This is a genomic window from uncultured Imperialibacter sp. (assembly GCF_963974565.1).
In the GTDB taxonomy this organism is placed as follows: domain Bacteria; phylum Bacteroidota; class Bacteroidia; order Cytophagales; family Cyclobacteriaceae; genus Imperialibacter; species Imperialibacter roseus.
On sequence record NZ_CAXBCJ010000001.1, the window covers coordinates 522,283 to 537,560 of the forward strand.

The following is a 15,278-nucleotide window of genomic DNA, read 5'->3' on the forward strand; positions in this document are numbered from 1 at the left end:
TTCTTACTTCTTTTCAGCTTGTTCCTCTTCAATCTCCTTTTCCAAACCCTCGTCCTTTGCCATTTTCTGCCAAAGCTCTCTGAACTTATTAAACTCCTTGTTGTACAAAAATGCAATACCAGTGACTATCAGCTGTCCATCGATTACACTTTCAAATTCGTTTTTTCTAAAGCCTTTCAACCTGTATTGGCCGCTTTCAGACAGCAGGTACTCGAGACTTATATTACCGATAACGGGCGTGGTTCCCTCCGTGGCCTGGCTGCTACCCTCAATATTGACAGCGCTGCCCACCTGCACAATCAGTCGATCATTGAACAGCTTCTTTTGTGCATTAATATCGAGTTGCGTACGGTCCTGCGGGCTCTCCCCCTGGTAGTCGGTGTAGCTATCGAGTCCAAAATTGAGATCAAGGCCAGTTTTGCCGACCAGTTTATCAGAAAAATTATTCAGCTGACCCGACAGTACTTTGTTTACGTTGCCTCTGGCTACAGACACAGCACCACCGCCACTGCCATCGCTGCCAGATCCGGGGAAAAACCGGTTGAGCACCAGCAGAGAGAATACCTGCTTGTTCAACTCACTTTCCTGACTGTTCAACTGCTGCAGCCTGCCATATACATCACCGCCAATGGCTCCCTGCTCATCTTCAGGCATATCCAGCGCAAAAGACAGCTCTGGTTGCAGCAACTGCCCATCCACATTCAGATAGACCAGGAAAGGAAGCTTTTGCTGGTATTTACTGACCAGATTGGTGCTTTCTCCTGATGTTCGAATAGCCATCAGAGGAGCCGCCGAGGTTTCTACCTTATAGATAGCCCTCACATTGAGCAAAGCATCAAGGGGATCTCCCCGCCAGGTGATGGTACTCTGTGGAGAGATTTCAAATCGTTTTTTTACCAGGTTGTAGAGGTTGGTCTCGTAATGCCCGCTATTAATGGAGTAGGTGCCAGACAGCGTGGTTCTGCCGTTTGGCTCAAGGCCCACGATCAGATCGCCGGTACCGGACACCTGGAAGTTGTCGCCCGTTTTCTCATCTATGATAATCTTAAAAACGGCATTCTTCTCTACAGACAAATTGGTGTTTACATCGTAGCCGACCAACTGGCCAGCCGCAGTTTTGTCGTCTCCCCTGGTGAGAATATCGTCCGGATTTTCTTTGTTCACAAAAAGTAACACCCCTTCTCGTTCCATGATGTCCACCTGAGATTCAGGTACCACAAATGTGAAATCCGTGCCTTCTTTGATCGCCAGCTTCCCTTTCACAACCGGCACTTTCAGATCTCCGCTAACAGCGAGGTCTGCATCCATTTTCACTTTGCCATAAAAGAGTTCATTGTCATTTTCTGACGCATTCACCGGTTGGAAATTCTCTGCCTTCACTGTAAAGTCGAAAGTAGGGTTGGTCAGGCTTTCAGTGAGCACTTTGCCGTCCAGTCGAAAGGCATTTTTGTCCTTATCAACGATTGTAAAGTTGTCCATATACAAACCTGCGTTATCGACAGTCAGCACCTCGTTTGGCAAGGTAAACTGGGTATTCAGTGAATTAACTTTGAGACTGGCGGCTGCAAAGTTGAGCTTGCCGGTATATTCCGGCGAAGCAGTAGTGCCAGTAATTTTGACTTTGCCAGAAATCTTTCCGCTGGCATCAGAAACCGCCTCAGAGGCAAAGCCCTCAACTGCTTTCATATCGACACTATTGAGGTTCAGATCGAGGTCAATATTGGCTCCTTCTTCGGCTGCCGTATAATCGCCTGTCAGGTCGAGGTCGGCATTCTCACCACTAAGTGCCAGGTTAAAATCGTAGCTTCCTCTACCAACTGATTTCGCATTGACAACCATCTTACCAAATGCAACTTTCATCACCTCCAGCTGATCAATATTGAGGTTGGCTAAAATGCCAGCGTCCCGGAATGGATTTTCAATGATCAGCTTTCCGGCCAAAACGCCGGTCGCCAGCTGCTGGTCAGGATTTAGGGCACTAAGTAGGGTAGCAAGGCTGAACTCCTGAAACAAAATTCCAATATGTTCTTCCTGAGTGTCTGGCAGTGATGAACTAACCGTCAGCGACTGATTCCCTTTACTGAAAGTGAAATCCTCAAATACCATGAGTTTGTCAGAATAGCGGATTTGATTGGTTTCAGGAATTTTCCAGGGTTCTTTGTCGAGGATAAGCCCAGCAGGCACGAGATGATAGGTGATAGCACCTTTTTCCATTCGAATTTCAGACTGAATATAAGCCAGGGTCGCATCTTCGTTAAGTGAGGTGAAGTCAAGCAGGAGCAAGCGGTCTTGCAGCACGCCGGCAAAAGTCGTTTTCTCAACAGCGAGCGGCCCTGCATTTACACCAGCCCAGCCAAACTCAAAAGTCAAGCTGTCTCTGGCTCCCCGCACATCCATTCGGAGACTATCGATCGTATTGCCATTGTACTGCACAAAAGGTGCTCTTAATCTTGCAGCGACAGTTTGAAGAGCCTCATCAAATTCCACCTTCAGGGTAACGGAATCCAGTCGCTCCAGTCCATCGAGCATCACCTCGTTGAGAAAAGGAGATTCACGCACCGTCAGGCTCAACTTCATGGAAGCTGCCTGCAGCAGGGTGTCAGTAGCGACGGAGTCAGGGAAATACCTGGTGAACTGCCGGGTGAGGGCTGTTGCCAGAGAAACCGGAGGTGTATTTGATCTAAGATCCAGATTGAGCGAACGACTGGAAATGTTAAGTGTAGTTGTGTCTTCTTGAATTGAGGCACCCGCCTTGAAGCTACCCAGCGGAAACGACTCTCCTTCATAGACTGCCAACCCATCTTTGATATCGGCCTTAACAGTAAAAAAGTCGGTGTTGCCTTCAAAATCAGCCTGCAGCTTGAACCTTGCCCTGAGGTCCTTGCTTGTTACGCCCAGCGCCCTAAAGTCTGCCCCTTTCAAATCCAGCGTCAACCCAATGGTGGAGGAAGTGGAGTCTAGCTCCAGTAGTGTTTTCAGGGAAACATCCAGGTTTTCATCTTTGAAAGATAGCGTAACGTCACCCTGGCCGTTTTGCATGTCTCCTGCCAGCGTTAGCCCCGAGAAATCGTAATGGTTAAACTCAAGCGTTTTAAAGTCAGATTGAAGCGAGGCGTTGAGTGTGGACAAATCTGCCCCCGAGCCGGAAGCAGTTGCCTCGAAAGTAAGAGTGCCCAACTGCTCACTTTTCAATAGCTTATTGAGTTGAAGCTGGTTGACATCAATGTGAGCGCTGAAAGCCAGTTGCTCCTTGTTGGTAAATTTCCCGTCGATATTTACTTCGCCCTCAGGAATAGTCAAAGTAGCAAGCAAAGTCGATCCATCTTTGTCACCTTTCGCTTCCGCCCGCAAAGTGATTGTTTCAGGGAGGGCAATACCAAGTGCTTCTTCGTCTACGAAGCGAAGGATGTCGGATTTTTGCGATTTGATCAGCAGCGGCATGGCTTCAAACCGCAAGTACTCGGGCTGCAGGGCGTGCTTCAGCCCGCCGCTCCACCTTAGCGACGTGCCTTCACCCCAGGCAATGAAAGCGTCTTCCACACTGAAATCATCGAGCCCGCCAGCGACTCGAACCCTGCCATTGATGATTTTTTTACTCAATGCTAAAAGGTATTCGTTGTCTTTTAATGCTGGCGCAAAAACAAAGGCATCGCTCACATCGACCTGCAGCTCGCTGATGTCGACGTCTGCCACCGCTCGCTCCGGCTCATTCAATGCACCAGCGATAGATGGGTAACTCAGCTTTAGGTCTGCCTTCATATTGCTCTTGCCAGTTGCCAGCTCCAGGTCTGACAGCGACAAATTTTCATCGCCCACTTTCAAGTCAAACGCCAGCTGGTCAAGTTGCAAGCCACTCGCCTCCCGGAAAGTGAAACCGCCGACTTGAATGTGGGCCAATCCCGGATGAAGAGTAACGTCCGACGCTTCGAAGGAAAGGTCGGTAATAGCCATGGCATTTGGGTTGAATATACCTTCCTTCGGCCGAACGGTGTCTGCCTGGTAGGTTACCTGGTTATTTTCAAGTGTGATTGATTCCACGGCTACCTGCCAGTCGGGCCATTCGAAGGTGATCAGGGAGGGCTCACTTACAGTACTGTCGGGCTGTGAGGCCGCTGGCTGCAAGTGTCGACCAGACGTGTAGGCAATTTCAGAATTGTTAAAAGTGAATGATGCTACTTCAACAATATTTTCTTCCAGATTCAACACCGGTATCTCAGCCAACAAGTACCCTACATCAACCAAAAGCAGCAGGGAATCAGGAGCTGATTCATAAAGGAAACTAACGTCTTCAAGCGCTATTTCATCAACGATAAGAAGCGGAAGTGACGATGCGGCGGAAGTGGTATCTTCCGGCGAACCGGCTGTTTGATATTGTTTGTAGGTAACTGCTGACTGATCGAGCGCAAAAGATTCGACGTGAAACTTCATCTGATCGAGGACGAAGTCGTCCATTTCGAGCTCAAGAGTACCTATTTTCAACAAAGCCAGCATACCGCCAACTTCGTCATCATAAGTAATATCAAAATCATTGAAAGCGATAGATCCAATCTCGATGGTGAAAGGAGCTTCTTCTTTAGGTGGTTCAGTGGCTGCCTGAGTCGAGTCGGGCTCAGCTGCAAATGCAGCTATCAGAAAATCGAAATTGTAGACTCCGCTGGGCTCTTTTCTGTTTACCCTGGCTGTAAGCCCTGACCATTCCAGCATTTTCAGGTTGAGACCATCTCCTTTAATTAGCGGAATCAGCGCTACCGATATCTCCAGGCTCTCCGAATAAACCAGTGTGTCGCTCTGCTGGTCTTCTACATAAAGCCCTTCGAGGAAAGCATTGCCCGAGAAAGTGACAAAGAGTCTCCTGATACCCACTTTTGCCCCCGTCTTCTCCTCTACAAAACCAACTGCCTTGCTCACAATGATATCCTGGCCCCAGGGACTTCGGATGATCAAAACGACAATAATGAAAAGCATCAATATGCTCAACACAATTCCGGCAATGATCTTAATGAATTTATTTCCTTTTCTTTCTGGCATACATTCCAATCATACCCTCATGTGCAGGGTGGCAATGTGGGAAAATATTCTAATTAGATTGGAGGGGTATAAGATAATAACGCAAGATAGCACCAAACAGCTATTTTCTAATTCGATAATGAAAGGATCATTGTTTCAGCAAATAGTTCATGCATTGAGATCCTGACACAATTGCGATGCCTTCCCAAAAGCTATTTAATAATTATTTCATTAACAATCAGCTAATCACAGCAATTCTAAACACCCCTGAGGTCACAATCATTCCTTAACAAAAAAGAAAAATAAAAATTATTTGTGTAAGCATATGCTTACATATATATTTGTAAGCAAATACTTACATAATATAGAATGGAAATAAGACGAGACGTATTTCAAGCCATAGCCGACCCAACAAGAAGAGACATCTTGAACCTGCTCACCCACAAGTCTCTCAACCTCAATAGCATCGCCGAAAACTTTGACGTTAGCCGACCAGCAATATCTCAGCATATCAAAATACTGACCGAATGTGGGCTCATTATCATTGACCAAAAGGGACGGGAGCGCTATTGCCAGGTGCAACCAGAAAAGCTGAGTGCGGTAGCCGATTGGCTTGAACCCTTCCGTAAAATGTGGGAAAATAGATTTAACCAACTCGATAATTTGCTTAATCAATTAAAAGAAGACAAAGATGAATAAGACAGTTTTCACCAAAGATTTAACTAATAAGAGAATATTAGTTGAAAGGCATTTTGATGCGCCCGTAGCACTGGTTTGGAAAACCTGGACTGACGCCACTCTGTTGGATCAGTGGTGGGCCCCAAGCCCATGGAAAGCCAAAACAAAATCGATGAACTTTAAAGAAGGTGGCTACTGGCACTACTGCATGGTGGGGCCTGAAGGAGAAGTAGCCTGGGCGAGGCTTGACTATGGGAAGATCAAAATTCCGATCAGCTATTCGGCCAAAGATTCCTTTTGCGATGAGAACGGGATTATCAATAAAGACTTTCCAGGCGCTCATTGGGACGTTACTTTTTCTGCAACAGAGAGCGGTACAAAAGTGAATGTAGTTACCTCCTATAGTTCAGTCGAAGCGCTCGAAGCAATGGTCGACATGGGCTTCCAGGAGGGCTTCGCCATGGCGCACGACAATCTGGACGAGCTAATCAAAACCCTTGTCTAAAAATCTCTTTTCATGAATGCGGCAAGTCGCAGACTCCCCTTGTGTTTGTCGCATTCATACCGTAGTGTCATTGTCAAAAAAACTGATATTTGACTTTCGAAAACCCAACCCAATACCGATATGACAAAGCAACTTTGGCTCAACCTGCCTGTGAAAGATGTAAAGAAGTCAAAAGCCTTTTTTACCAAGCTTGGTTTTCAGTTCAGCACCGGGCCTGGAGACACTGAAACCTCTGCGGCTCTCTTGGTCGGAGAGAAAAATGTGGTGGTGATGCTGTTTGAAGAGCCTGCCTTTAAGGGTTTTGCAAATGCTGACATTGCCGACACAAGCAAAGGCTGCGAGGTGCTACTCTCCATAGATACCGAGAGCAAAGAGGAAGTAGATACTTTGACTCAGAAAGCGATTGATGCGGGCGGGAAAAGCTCGCACAAGCCGTCCGCAATGAGCGGCTGGATGTATGGCAGTCTTTTTATTGATCTGGATGGGCACCGCTGGAATGTGCTCTACATGGACATGAGTAAAATGAAAAATTAACTTTCACCAACCTAAACCTACTACTATGAACTTCTTTAAAAGCGCAGGGGCCGTTCTGCTTGGACTGGTTGTCATCTTTGCGTTGTCTCATATCACCGATGTTGTTCTTGAGAAATCGGGGCTTATGCTGTTACCATTCGATTTAAATCCACTTTGGTTCAAACTATTCGTCACTTTCTACCGCACTTTTTATGTGTTTGTCGGCGGTTACGTCACTGCCAGAACAGCCCATATTAATCCGATGAGGCACACCATCATTCTCGCTTCCATCGGGACTGTGTTGGGCATCCTCGGAGCGGTGGCGATGTGGAGCGAGCCTCCTCATTGGTATCCGGTTGCATTGGTTATTCTTGGCTGGCCAAGTGCCTGGTTGGGCGGCAAGCTCAGGGTTGGATTCGGCAGATGAGCTATTGTTTTTCCCGTCCTGCGTTGGGATGACGATGTAAGGGTGACTCCGGTCTGGCTCGGGACATCGGCTCCATCCACCATGTCAAAAGCAGCGGCACAAAAAAAAACAGAGGCACTGCATGCACAACATTTGGTGTAAAATTGGTAGAAGCATGATTGACAATGCCGTATTTTAGGTTGACCATCCGGCCATCACCTGGTGGGATGTCCAAAGAGATCGATAAACCTACCATTTATGACCCAACTTAAAAAAGGCACGCTCGCCGTGTGGGGCGGCGAAACTGAAAGATTCCCATATGGCGCCACCACACCACCGATTGTCAATAGCGTTACCTATGCCTACGAAAATCTCGACGACTGGTACGCCGTGGCCATCGGCAAGCAGGAAGGCCACATTTATAGCCGCAATACCAACCCAACAGTGCGGGTGCTGGAAGAAAAGATTGCAGCCCTGGAGGGAGCCGAAGCAGCCATATCCTTCGCCACCGGCATGGGAGCCATCAGCAATACATTGTTTGCCTTTCTTACGGCAGGAAAAAGAGTCGTTTCACTGAAAGACACCTACGGCGGCACAAGCCGCATCTTTCTCGATTTCCTTCCCTCCTATAACGTAGAAGTCAAGCTTTGTGATACCACCAACCATGAAGCATTGGAGGCTGAAATAGCCAAAGGCTGCGACCTGCTTTACCTGGAAACGCCGACCAACCCCACACTTAAAGTAGTGGACATCAAACGGCTGGCAGCTGCGGCTAAGAAAGTCGGGGCAGTCGTTGTCGTCGACAACACGTTTGCCACTCCCATCAATCAAACACCATTGAGCCTGGGTGCTGACCTGGTAGTGCACAGTGCCACCAAATACCTCTGCGGACATTCTGATGCCATGGGGGGACTGCTGGCTGGTAAAGCAGATTTGATTCGCAAAGTGTACCAGTTCCGGGAAATCAACGGCGCTAGTCTGCAGGCCGATCCCGCCTACCTCATTGTGCGGGGTATGAAAACCCTGGAGCTGCGCATTGAGCGGCAAAACGCTTCGGCTATGAAGATCGCCACCTTCCTGAAAGCCCATCCAAAAATCGACGATGTGTTTTATCCGGGCCTGGAAAGCCATTCAGGCCATGCTATTGCGAAATCGCAAATGTCGGGCTTTGGAGGGATGATGAGTTTTGCGCTCAAAGGCGATTACGAAAGTGTAAAAACATTCCTGCACGGCCTCAAGCTGGTGCACCTGGCTGCCAGCCTAGGCTCAGTAAGCACGCTGGCCGGCCCGCCCCGCACCACCAGTCATGTGGAGCTGACCACAGCCCAACGTGCACAGTTAGGCATTCCTGAAAGCCTTATCCGCTATTCGGTCGGCATCGAAAACCTCGACGACCTGCTCGCCGATCTCACCCAGGCGCTCAACAGAATCTGATGCCTCCGATGTGAAAAAAGCCGTGGTTGGAAAAGTTACCTCGTGTCGCATTTCACCTCCTTTTATGTCGGCAATGCCACTTTCGGCTTTGAGCAGATTTACCAACTTTGATTCAACCAAAAATGAAAACAGATGAGCGGATCGAAGCAGACCTTTCAAACGACCATTCTTCAAACGGGTAATAACACAGGCATTCCTGTGCCAGCAGAAATTGTTGAAGCGCTTGGTGCGGGCAAAAAACCCCTCGTGGTGGTCACAGTAAACGACTATACCTACCGAAGCGCCATTGCCACCATGGGCGGAAAATTCATGATTAGTTTCAGTTCTGCCCACAGAGCAGCCTCCGGCCTCGCTGGTGGCGACAAAGTGAAAGTAACGCTGGAAGTAGATACGGCTCCCAGAACGGTGGAAGTACCGGAAGATCTTCAGAAAGCACTGGACGCTCAGCCTGCCCTTAACAGCAAATTCGAAGGACTCTCAAACAGCAAGAAAAAACTGCTGGTGCTTCCAATTGAAGATGCGAAAACAGAGGAAACAAGAGCCAGAAGAGTTGAAAAAGCCATACAAATGCTTGAAGGCGGTAAAATCTAATATTCAGTTACCAGCAACCACCACAGACTCACAAAATTGGTGGACCTCATATTATCTTCTTTAAGCCGGTAATCATCAATACTACAATTAGGATATTGATTGATTATCACTACCTTTACCAATACTACAAATAAGACATTGCTTGTGTGTAGGGCGGCCGGAATGTGAAAAGGGAATCCTCATCGCAGCCGGTTAGCAAACAAAAACTCACTAAAAAGGACTTATTATGAACAGATCACAATTCATGAAAGGCTTTGGCTTAAGTGCATCGGCTTTACTGATCGCACCAAATACCATCCTTGGCCAGGAGGACAAACCCGCCCCTTACCAAAAAGACATCGTGCAACAGTTTGTTGGTGCCGGCCATAGCAACCTTGGCAAGGTGAAAGAGCTGTTGGCTGAGTTTCCCAACCTGATTTACAGCAGCCACGACTGGGGCAATGGCGACTTCGAAACAGCCATCGGAGCCGGTGGCCATGTCGGCTACAAGGAAATGGTCAATTTCCTCATCGATGCCGGAGCAAGACCCACCCTGCATGCGCTTACTATGCTTGGCAAGACTGAATTGATCAAGCCTATTATTGAAGCCTATCCTCAGATGGTCCATACACTCGGACCACATGGTTTCACTTTTCTGCATCACGCCCAAAAAGGCAAGGAAGACGCCGCCGAATTACTTGCCTATTTCGAGTCGAAAGGGCTGAAGGAAACCAAAGTAGCTATTAAATAAGAAGATTGACATATGAAAGAATTTCAACTAGGCGAGTTCGAGGAGATTGTACTCCTGACCGTTGGTGTTTTGTACCCTGAAGCCTATGGGGTAGCATTAAAAGACGAAATCGAAAGCCGACTGAAGCGAAAAGTGAGCGTGGGTGCCCTGCAGTCTGCCCTTCGGCGAATGGAGAGCAAAGGCTATCTCCACTCCAGAGAGGGGGAACCCAATACCGAAAGGGGCGGCAAGCCCAAGCGCTACTTTACGATCACGGCTTATGGAAAAAAGGCGCTGGATCACTCAAAGGATGTGCGGCTGGCGCTGTACAATGCCATTCCCCCTGTTGCATTGGATTTCAAATTCACATGATCAAACGGCTGGCGAACCGGCTGCTCAGGTGGTACCTCCACCCCGATTTTTACCCCGACATCAGTGGTGACCTGGAGGAGCTATACCTGCGCAACAGGGCAGCTTCGCCGGTGGTGGCCGATTGGAAGTACATGCTGCAAGTGATTGTACTTTTTCGGCCTTCATTAATGCGAACATTTTTCAAAAACTCAATTATAAAGGACACAGGTATGCTAAGAAATTATTTCAAAATAGGTGTCAGGAGCCTGCTCAAACAGAAGGCCTTCACCTTTATCAATGTAATGGGGCTGGCAGTTGGGCTGGCGGCCTTCCTGCTGATTCAGCAGTATGTAAAGTTTGAAGAAAGCTATGACCGGCACTTTGCCGATGCTGACCAATTGTATCGCCTCACAACCGATCAGGTGGTAGACAGCGTGCTGGGCACCAGGGATGCCATGTCATTCGCCCCCTCTGGCAAAGCGCTGGTGGAAGAGGTGCCGGAAATTATCGACGCCACCACCACCTACCAATTTGGGGGGTTGATCTTCAGAAAAGGAGAAAGCTTCGTAACCGAGGAACGTGTAATAGCCGTCGATGAACATTTCCTGAATTTGTTCACTTACGAAGTGCTCAGCGGCAATACTGCCTCTCTCTTGAGTGAACCGAACAGCCTTGTGTTATCGGAATCAAAGGCCAGGTTTTATTTTGAGAGTCAAGATCCTGTTGGCAAAACCATCTACCTGCAAGATTTTGAGAAAGATTTTAAGGTCGCTGGTGTGATTGCTGACCCCGGTCAGAACACTCATTACAAATTTGATATCCTGATGGCCATCAGCACCATCAAGGAGCGGCTTGATCAGGAGGCGTGGAATGGGTATAACTATTAATCTATGTAAAACTCGACAAAGAAGCCAATATCGACAATATCAGGCCAATGCTGCCTGCCCTGTCAAAGAAATACATGGGAGAAGACAACACCCTCGTATTCAATCTTCAGCCCGTGATTGACATTCACCTTTATTCCGATTTAACCTTTGAACCAGAGATACACGGCAGCGCCCGGGCAGTCAGCTTCCTCAACCTTATTTCCATTTTTATCCTGGTCATTGCGTGGGTCAATTACGTGAACCTCTCCACGGCCAGGTCTTTTGACAGAGCGAAAGAAGTGGGCATCAGAAAGGTAGTGGGCGCCCGTCGGAATCAGCTCGTTTTTCAATTCATGACAGAGGCTTTTATGATCAATGTGCTGGGGGCTTTACTTGCCCTTGGGCTGGCAGAGCTTGCCTTGCCATCGTTCAACAACCTGATCAGCAAAGAAATACTCGATCATGCCTGGAATGATGAAGGATTTCTCAATAATGTAGGTCTCTTTGCTTTTGTTGGCACACTGGTGTCTGGTGTGTACCCTGCCCTGGTGCTCTCCGGGTTCAGGCCCGTGATGGTGCTGAAAGGCAAATTCAGAAACTCCAGGCAAGGGATTTGGCTCAGAAAAGGGCTCGTGGTGCTTCAGTTTGCCGCCTCTCTGTCGCTAATTGCCTGCACCTTTATCGTCTATCAGCAGGTCAGTTTCATGCGGTCAAAGGACATCGGCATGTCAATTGATCAGATAGTTGGGTTCAGAGGCCCCAGATCCAACAACGAAGATTTTGCAGCTCAAACCCAGAAACGTACTTTGTTTGCTGAGGAGCTAAAAAACCACCCTGAAATAAAGGGCGTGGCCATGATCTCCAATCTGCCGGGCGGTGGCAGCTCCGACGTGAATTCAAGCAGCGGAGGGATCAAAATCGTCGGCAAAACCGACTTACTGGAAGCCACCACTTACATTCTGTATGTTAACGATGAAGTAATCGATCTGCTTGACATCAATCTCCTTTTTGGCCGCAACTTCGACAGAACCAGGGGTATCGACACGGCAACCGTGCTGGTAAACGAATCCTTTATCAAGCGGTTTGGCCTGGAGGTAAATGAAATGATAGTCAATGAAAAGATTCAGTTCGGCAAAAACCCCGAAAACCCAAAATGGAACATCGTGGGAATCGTTGAGGACGTGAACCGCAGCTCTCTCAAAAATGCTGTTGAACCAACCGTTTATTTCTACAATGATGCACCACCGCAGGTGATGGTAAAGCTGGAAGCAGGCAAGTATCAGGAGGGTCTCGATGTGCTGGCTGCCACCTGGGAGCAGTTTTTTCCCAGTGCACCTCTGAAGTATGCTTTTCTGGATGAAAGGTTTGACGGATTGTACCAGGAAGACAAAAGGTTTGGCTCCGTTTTCGGTGCGTTCTCAGTACTCGCTCTCATAGTGGCCACGCTTGGCCTTTTTGGCCTCTCCTCTTTCATGGCGATTCAGCGCACCAAGGAAGTGGGTGTTCGAAAAGTGCTGGGCGCATCGGTGGGACACATTATTGGTATTTTCTACAAAGACTTCTTAAGCCTGATAATTATGGCTTTCCTTGTGGGAGCGCCACTTATTTACTTTGGAATGAATGATTGGCTGGACGGCTATGCTTACCGGATCAGCTTCCCGTGGCTGTTTCTTGGCTTGTCGCTGTTCATTGTGCTGGCGATTGCCTTGCTCACGGTAGGCTATCAGGTATACAAAGTGGCTGTTTTGGATCCTTCAAAAACACTGAGATACGAATAGTACCCAAAGAAGAGCATTCGAGCAACTTAAAAGCCATCCGGTGGGGTGGCTTTTTTTGATGTTCCGCAAATTGACCTCCTTTCGGTACATTCTGCTATCTTGCTTACTATTAAACAACTTTACCCTTAACACAAACCCACCTAACTTACTTCATGAAACTTCTGACATTTCCTGCGCTCATTTGTTTTTCCATCTTTTACTCCTGTTCCACCCCAACCCAGGTAGGCAATGGAGACGCCGCCCAGGTTATCGAAAACAGCCTGGTGGCTGGCTTGCAAATCAAAGGTGAACCAAAGAAGACCTACACGCTTGCTGAGAGAATGGCCCACTATAACGTGCCTGGAGTAAGCATAGCCGTAGTAAAAGACGGAAAGGTTAGCTGGGCCAAAGGCTACGGAACCGCTAACTCCCAAACTGGCAGTCTGGTTGATGTGAACACGCTCTTTCAGGCAGGATCCATCAGCAAACCTATTGCTGCACTGGCTGCGTTAAAGCTTGCTGAGGAGGGGAAAGTTGAGCTGGATGCCGATGTAAATACGTATTTGACAAGCTGGAAAGTCCCTGACAGCGAATTTACTCAAACTGAAAAAGTAACACTCCGTCGGCTGCTGACTCATACGGCTGGCACCACTGTTCACGGTTTCCCTGGTTATCACCCCTCCATGATATTTCCGGGCATTGAAACGGTATTGAATGGCAGAGGCAACACACCCGCCATCTACGTAGATACAACTCCCGGCACCCTTTGGAGGTATTCAGGCGGTGGCTATACGATCATGGAAAAGGTAGTTGAAGATGTAACCGACTTGCCACTCGACATTTACCTGAAGCAAAGTGTTTTGGAACCTCTGGGTATGGAACACAGCACTTATACGCAGCCACTACCTGCCGATCGTGCTGCTGAAGCCAGTGCTGCCTATGACAGCAATGGCACCCTCATTGACGGGCTTTGGCATAACTACCCTGAACAGGCAGCTGCCGGCCTCTGGACCACCCCATCCGACCTGGCCAAATATTGCATTGAAATTCAATCCATTGTGGCTGGCAAAAAGGATGGCATCTTATCGCAGGAAATGGTGACCCGCATGCTCACCAAAGACAAAAATGACTGGGGACTGGGGCCATCACTGAAAAACGATAGCGAAGACCTGATTTTTCAACATGGCGGCAAAAATGCAGGCTTCACAAACAATATGGTAGCCTTTGCCCATAAGGGAGAAGCCATTATCATAATGACGAATGCCGACAACGGTGGCCGGCTGATTGGCGAAATCATCAATTCGGCCTCTGACTATTACGACTGGGGACTTTCGAACGTAAGAACCATTGAAACCATCAAACTTTCTTCGGAAAAACTACAGGAATTTGTCGGAAAGTATCAGTATTCAGAGCAGGTGCCGGGATCCGGCAGCTATTATATTGAAGTAAGGCTGACGAATGGTCAGCTGACTGTAATTGACCCTGACCAAAACACATCATTCAGTCTGACACCGACGGAGGCTATGAAATTCATCGACCTGGAAAAAGGAGACCAGATTGTCTTTTCAGCCAGTGAGAATGGCCCGGTGGTCTTGCTTTGGAACAACAACTACAGGTTTTATAAAGTAGAGTGAGGTCAGACTTTGAACCAGCGATCAATCTATGAATAGGTATGTCATTCTTCTAAGCCTCACACTGCTGAGCTGTAGCGTGCCGAAGAGCTCTCCAATTCAGAAAGACGTGGTCACCATCATCAACATAGGCAAGACCGACAGAGTCAGTCTTGGCCAACAGTTGGCTGTAGTCAATAAGTGTAGTCCAAAGGTAATTGGCCTCGACATCTTTCTACTAAAAGACAGCCTCGCCAAGGATTCCATTATTGTGAGGGAGCTAAAAAATGCCCGTCAGGTAGTCCATATTTTCAAACCAGAGGGTTATAATCAACAAACCAATGAATTTGATGAGTTGATATACCCGCATCCAAAATTTCAGGCCAATTCCTACAGCTACGGCTTTGCTAATTTAATTGTTGAAAATCAAGCAACCGGAAATATCCCTCCTGCACTTAGAACCATTGACAAATCCTATGTCGCTCAAATGAAACTTGGGGATAAAATATTCAACTCGTTTAGCTACGAACTGGCTGCAAAGGCATATGGTGTGAAAGACAAATATCAGAATAAGCCAGATGAATTATTTGAGATCATGCCGACACTGCAAATGGACAGCATCACGATAATTGACTACAAAGACCTGCTCCTTGGTAATTTTGACAGCGCTTCTCTGCAGAACAAAATTGTGCTCTTTGGTTATGTTGGAAATGAGGAGGATCAATTTGCAATGAAGGATGGTAGTGTGCACAATGGCATAGAAATTCATGCGGCCGTTGTACGGGAAATAATGTCAAAACCAAACGAAGTGATGCCTCCCAAATAGTCTTCATAGTAATCATGAATCCGAA

The 15,278-nt window shown here is 47.7% G+C and carries 13 protein-coding genes; 12 read left to right on the top strand and 1 reads right to left on the bottom strand.

What is annotated here, in order from left to right:
• Positions 1–3 precede the first annotated feature (3 nt).
• Positions 4–5,028 carry a translocation/assembly module TamB domain-containing protein gene (locus AAC052_RS02340; RefSeq protein WP_339810636.1) on the bottom strand — a complete coding sequence of 1,675 codons (5,025 nt, stop codon included), beginning with the start codon at positions 5,026–5,028 and terminating at the stop codon, positions 4–6.
• Between the two features lie 348 nt (positions 5,029–5,376).
• On the opposite strand from AAC052_RS02340, the gene AAC052_RS02345 reads away from it, so the two are divergent.
• From AAC052_RS02345 to AAC052_RS02400, 12 genes are all read left to right on the top strand, one after another.
• The gene (locus AAC052_RS02345; RefSeq protein ID WP_339810638.1) at positions 5,377–5,706 is read left to right on the top strand and encodes a metalloregulator ArsR/SmtB family transcription factor; all 330 of its coding nucleotides are present in this window, start codon (positions 5,377–5,379) and stop codon (positions 5,704–5,706) included.
• Positions 5,699–6,190 (top strand): SRPBCC domain-containing protein, encoded by a 492-nt coding sequence (locus tag AAC052_RS02350; protein WP_339810640.1) that lies wholly within the window; start codon positions 5,699–5,701, stop codon positions 6,188–6,190. Before AAC052_RS02345 ends, AAC052_RS02350 begins: the two co-directional genes overlap by 8 nt.
• Before the next feature lie 120 nt (positions 6,191–6,310).
• The gene (locus AAC052_RS02355) at positions 6,311–6,724 is read left to right on the top strand and encodes a VOC family protein (protein ID WP_152000609.1); all 414 of its coding nucleotides are present in this window, start codon (positions 6,311–6,313) and stop codon (positions 6,722–6,724) included.
• Positions 6,725–6,749: 25 nt separating this feature from the next.
• Complete coding sequence (locus AAC052_RS02360) at positions 6,750–7,130, top strand: hypothetical protein (RefSeq protein ID WP_339810641.1); 381 nt, start codon at positions 6,750–6,752, stop codon at positions 7,128–7,130.
• 237 nt (positions 7,131–7,367) lie between these two features.
• Positions 7,368–8,543, top strand: coding sequence for a cystathionine gamma-synthase family protein (locus AAC052_RS02365; protein ID WP_339810642.1), 1,176 nt, complete (start codon positions 7,368–7,370; stop codon positions 8,541–8,543).
• Positions 8,544–8,675: 132 nt separating this feature from the next.
• On the top strand, positions 8,676–9,134 hold the full coding sequence (locus AAC052_RS02370; protein WP_339810643.1) for a YdeI/OmpD-associated family protein: 459 nt from the start codon (positions 8,676–8,678) through the stop codon (positions 9,132–9,134).
• A gap of 226 nt (positions 9,135–9,360) precedes the next feature.
• Complete coding sequence (locus AAC052_RS02375) at positions 9,361–9,864, top strand: hypothetical protein (protein WP_317490137.1); 504 nt, start codon at positions 9,361–9,363, stop codon at positions 9,862–9,864.
• Positions 9,865–9,876: 12 nt separating this feature from the next.
• Positions 9,877–10,215 carry a helix-turn-helix transcriptional regulator gene (locus AAC052_RS02380; RefSeq protein WP_339810644.1) on the top strand — a complete coding sequence of 113 codons (339 nt, stop codon included), beginning with the start codon at positions 9,877–9,879 and terminating at the stop codon, positions 10,213–10,215.
• The gene (locus AAC052_RS02385) at positions 10,212–11,081 is read left to right on the top strand and encodes an ABC transporter permease (protein WP_339810646.1); all 870 of its coding nucleotides are present in this window, start codon (positions 10,212–10,214) and stop codon (positions 11,079–11,081) included. The genes AAC052_RS02380 and AAC052_RS02385 overlap by 4 nt, the downstream gene beginning before the upstream one ends.
• A 47-nt stretch (positions 11,082–11,128) precedes the next feature.
• On the top strand, positions 11,129–12,838 hold the full coding sequence (locus tag AAC052_RS02390; RefSeq protein WP_339810647.1) for an FtsX-like permease family protein: 1,710 nt from the start codon (positions 11,129–11,131) through the stop codon (positions 12,836–12,838).
• 152 nt (positions 12,839–12,990) lie between these two features.
• A complete protein-coding gene (locus tag AAC052_RS02395; protein WP_339810648.1) occupies positions 12,991–14,451 on the top strand; it encodes a serine hydrolase domain-containing protein in 1,461 nt (486 codons plus the stop codon).
• Between the two features lie 28 nt (positions 14,452–14,479).
• Entirely contained in the window at positions 14,480–15,253 is a 774-nt protein-coding gene (locus AAC052_RS02400) for a CHASE2 domain-containing protein (protein WP_339810649.1), read from the top strand.
• The last annotated feature ends 25 nt before the right edge of the window (positions 15,254–15,278 follow it).

What these genes read in the sequence shown, in the direction of transcription:
- AAC052_RS02345 (WP_339810638.1), top strand. Translation starts at nt 5,377, where the DNA reads ATGGAAATAAGACGAGACGTATTTCAAGCCATAGCCGACCCAACAAGA.
- AAC052_RS02340 (WP_339810636.1), bottom strand. Translation starts at nt 5,028, where the DNA reads ATGCCAGAAAGAAAAGGAAATAAATTCATTAAGATCATTGCCGGAATT.
- AAC052_RS02360 (WP_339810641.1), top strand. Translation starts at nt 6,750, where the DNA reads ATGAACTTCTTTAAAAGCGCAGGGGCCGTTCTGCTTGGACTGGTTGTC.
- AAC052_RS02400 (WP_339810649.1), top strand. Translation starts at nt 14,480, where the DNA reads ATGAATAGGTATGTCATTCTTCTAAGCCTCACACTGCTGAGCTGTAGC.
- AAC052_RS02375 (WP_317490137.1), top strand. Translation starts at nt 9,361, where the DNA reads ATGAACAGATCACAATTCATGAAAGGCTTTGGCTTAAGTGCATCGGCT.
- AAC052_RS02355 (WP_152000609.1), top strand. Translation starts at nt 6,311, where the DNA reads ATGACAAAGCAACTTTGGCTCAACCTGCCTGTGAAAGATGTAAAGAAG.
- AAC052_RS02380 (WP_339810644.1), top strand. Translation starts at nt 9,877, where the DNA reads ATGAAAGAATTTCAACTAGGCGAGTTCGAGGAGATTGTACTCCTGACC.
- AAC052_RS02385 (WP_339810646.1), top strand. Translation starts at nt 10,212, where the DNA reads ATGATCAAACGGCTGGCGAACCGGCTGCTCAGGTGGTACCTCCACCCC.
- AAC052_RS02365 (WP_339810642.1), top strand. Translation starts at nt 7,368, where the DNA reads ATGACCCAACTTAAAAAAGGCACGCTCGCCGTGTGGGGCGGCGAAACT.
- AAC052_RS02395 (WP_339810648.1), top strand. Translation starts at nt 12,991, where the DNA reads ATGAAACTTCTGACATTTCCTGCGCTCATTTGTTTTTCCATCTTTTAC.
- AAC052_RS02350 (WP_339810640.1), top strand. Translation starts at nt 5,699, where the DNA reads ATGAATAAGACAGTTTTCACCAAAGATTTAACTAATAAGAGAATATTA.
- AAC052_RS02390 (WP_339810647.1), top strand. Translation starts at nt 11,129, where the DNA reads ATGCTGCCTGCCCTGTCAAAGAAATACATGGGAGAAGACAACACCCTC.
- AAC052_RS02370 (WP_339810643.1), top strand. Translation starts at nt 8,676, where the DNA reads ATGAGCGGATCGAAGCAGACCTTTCAAACGACCATTCTTCAAACGGGT.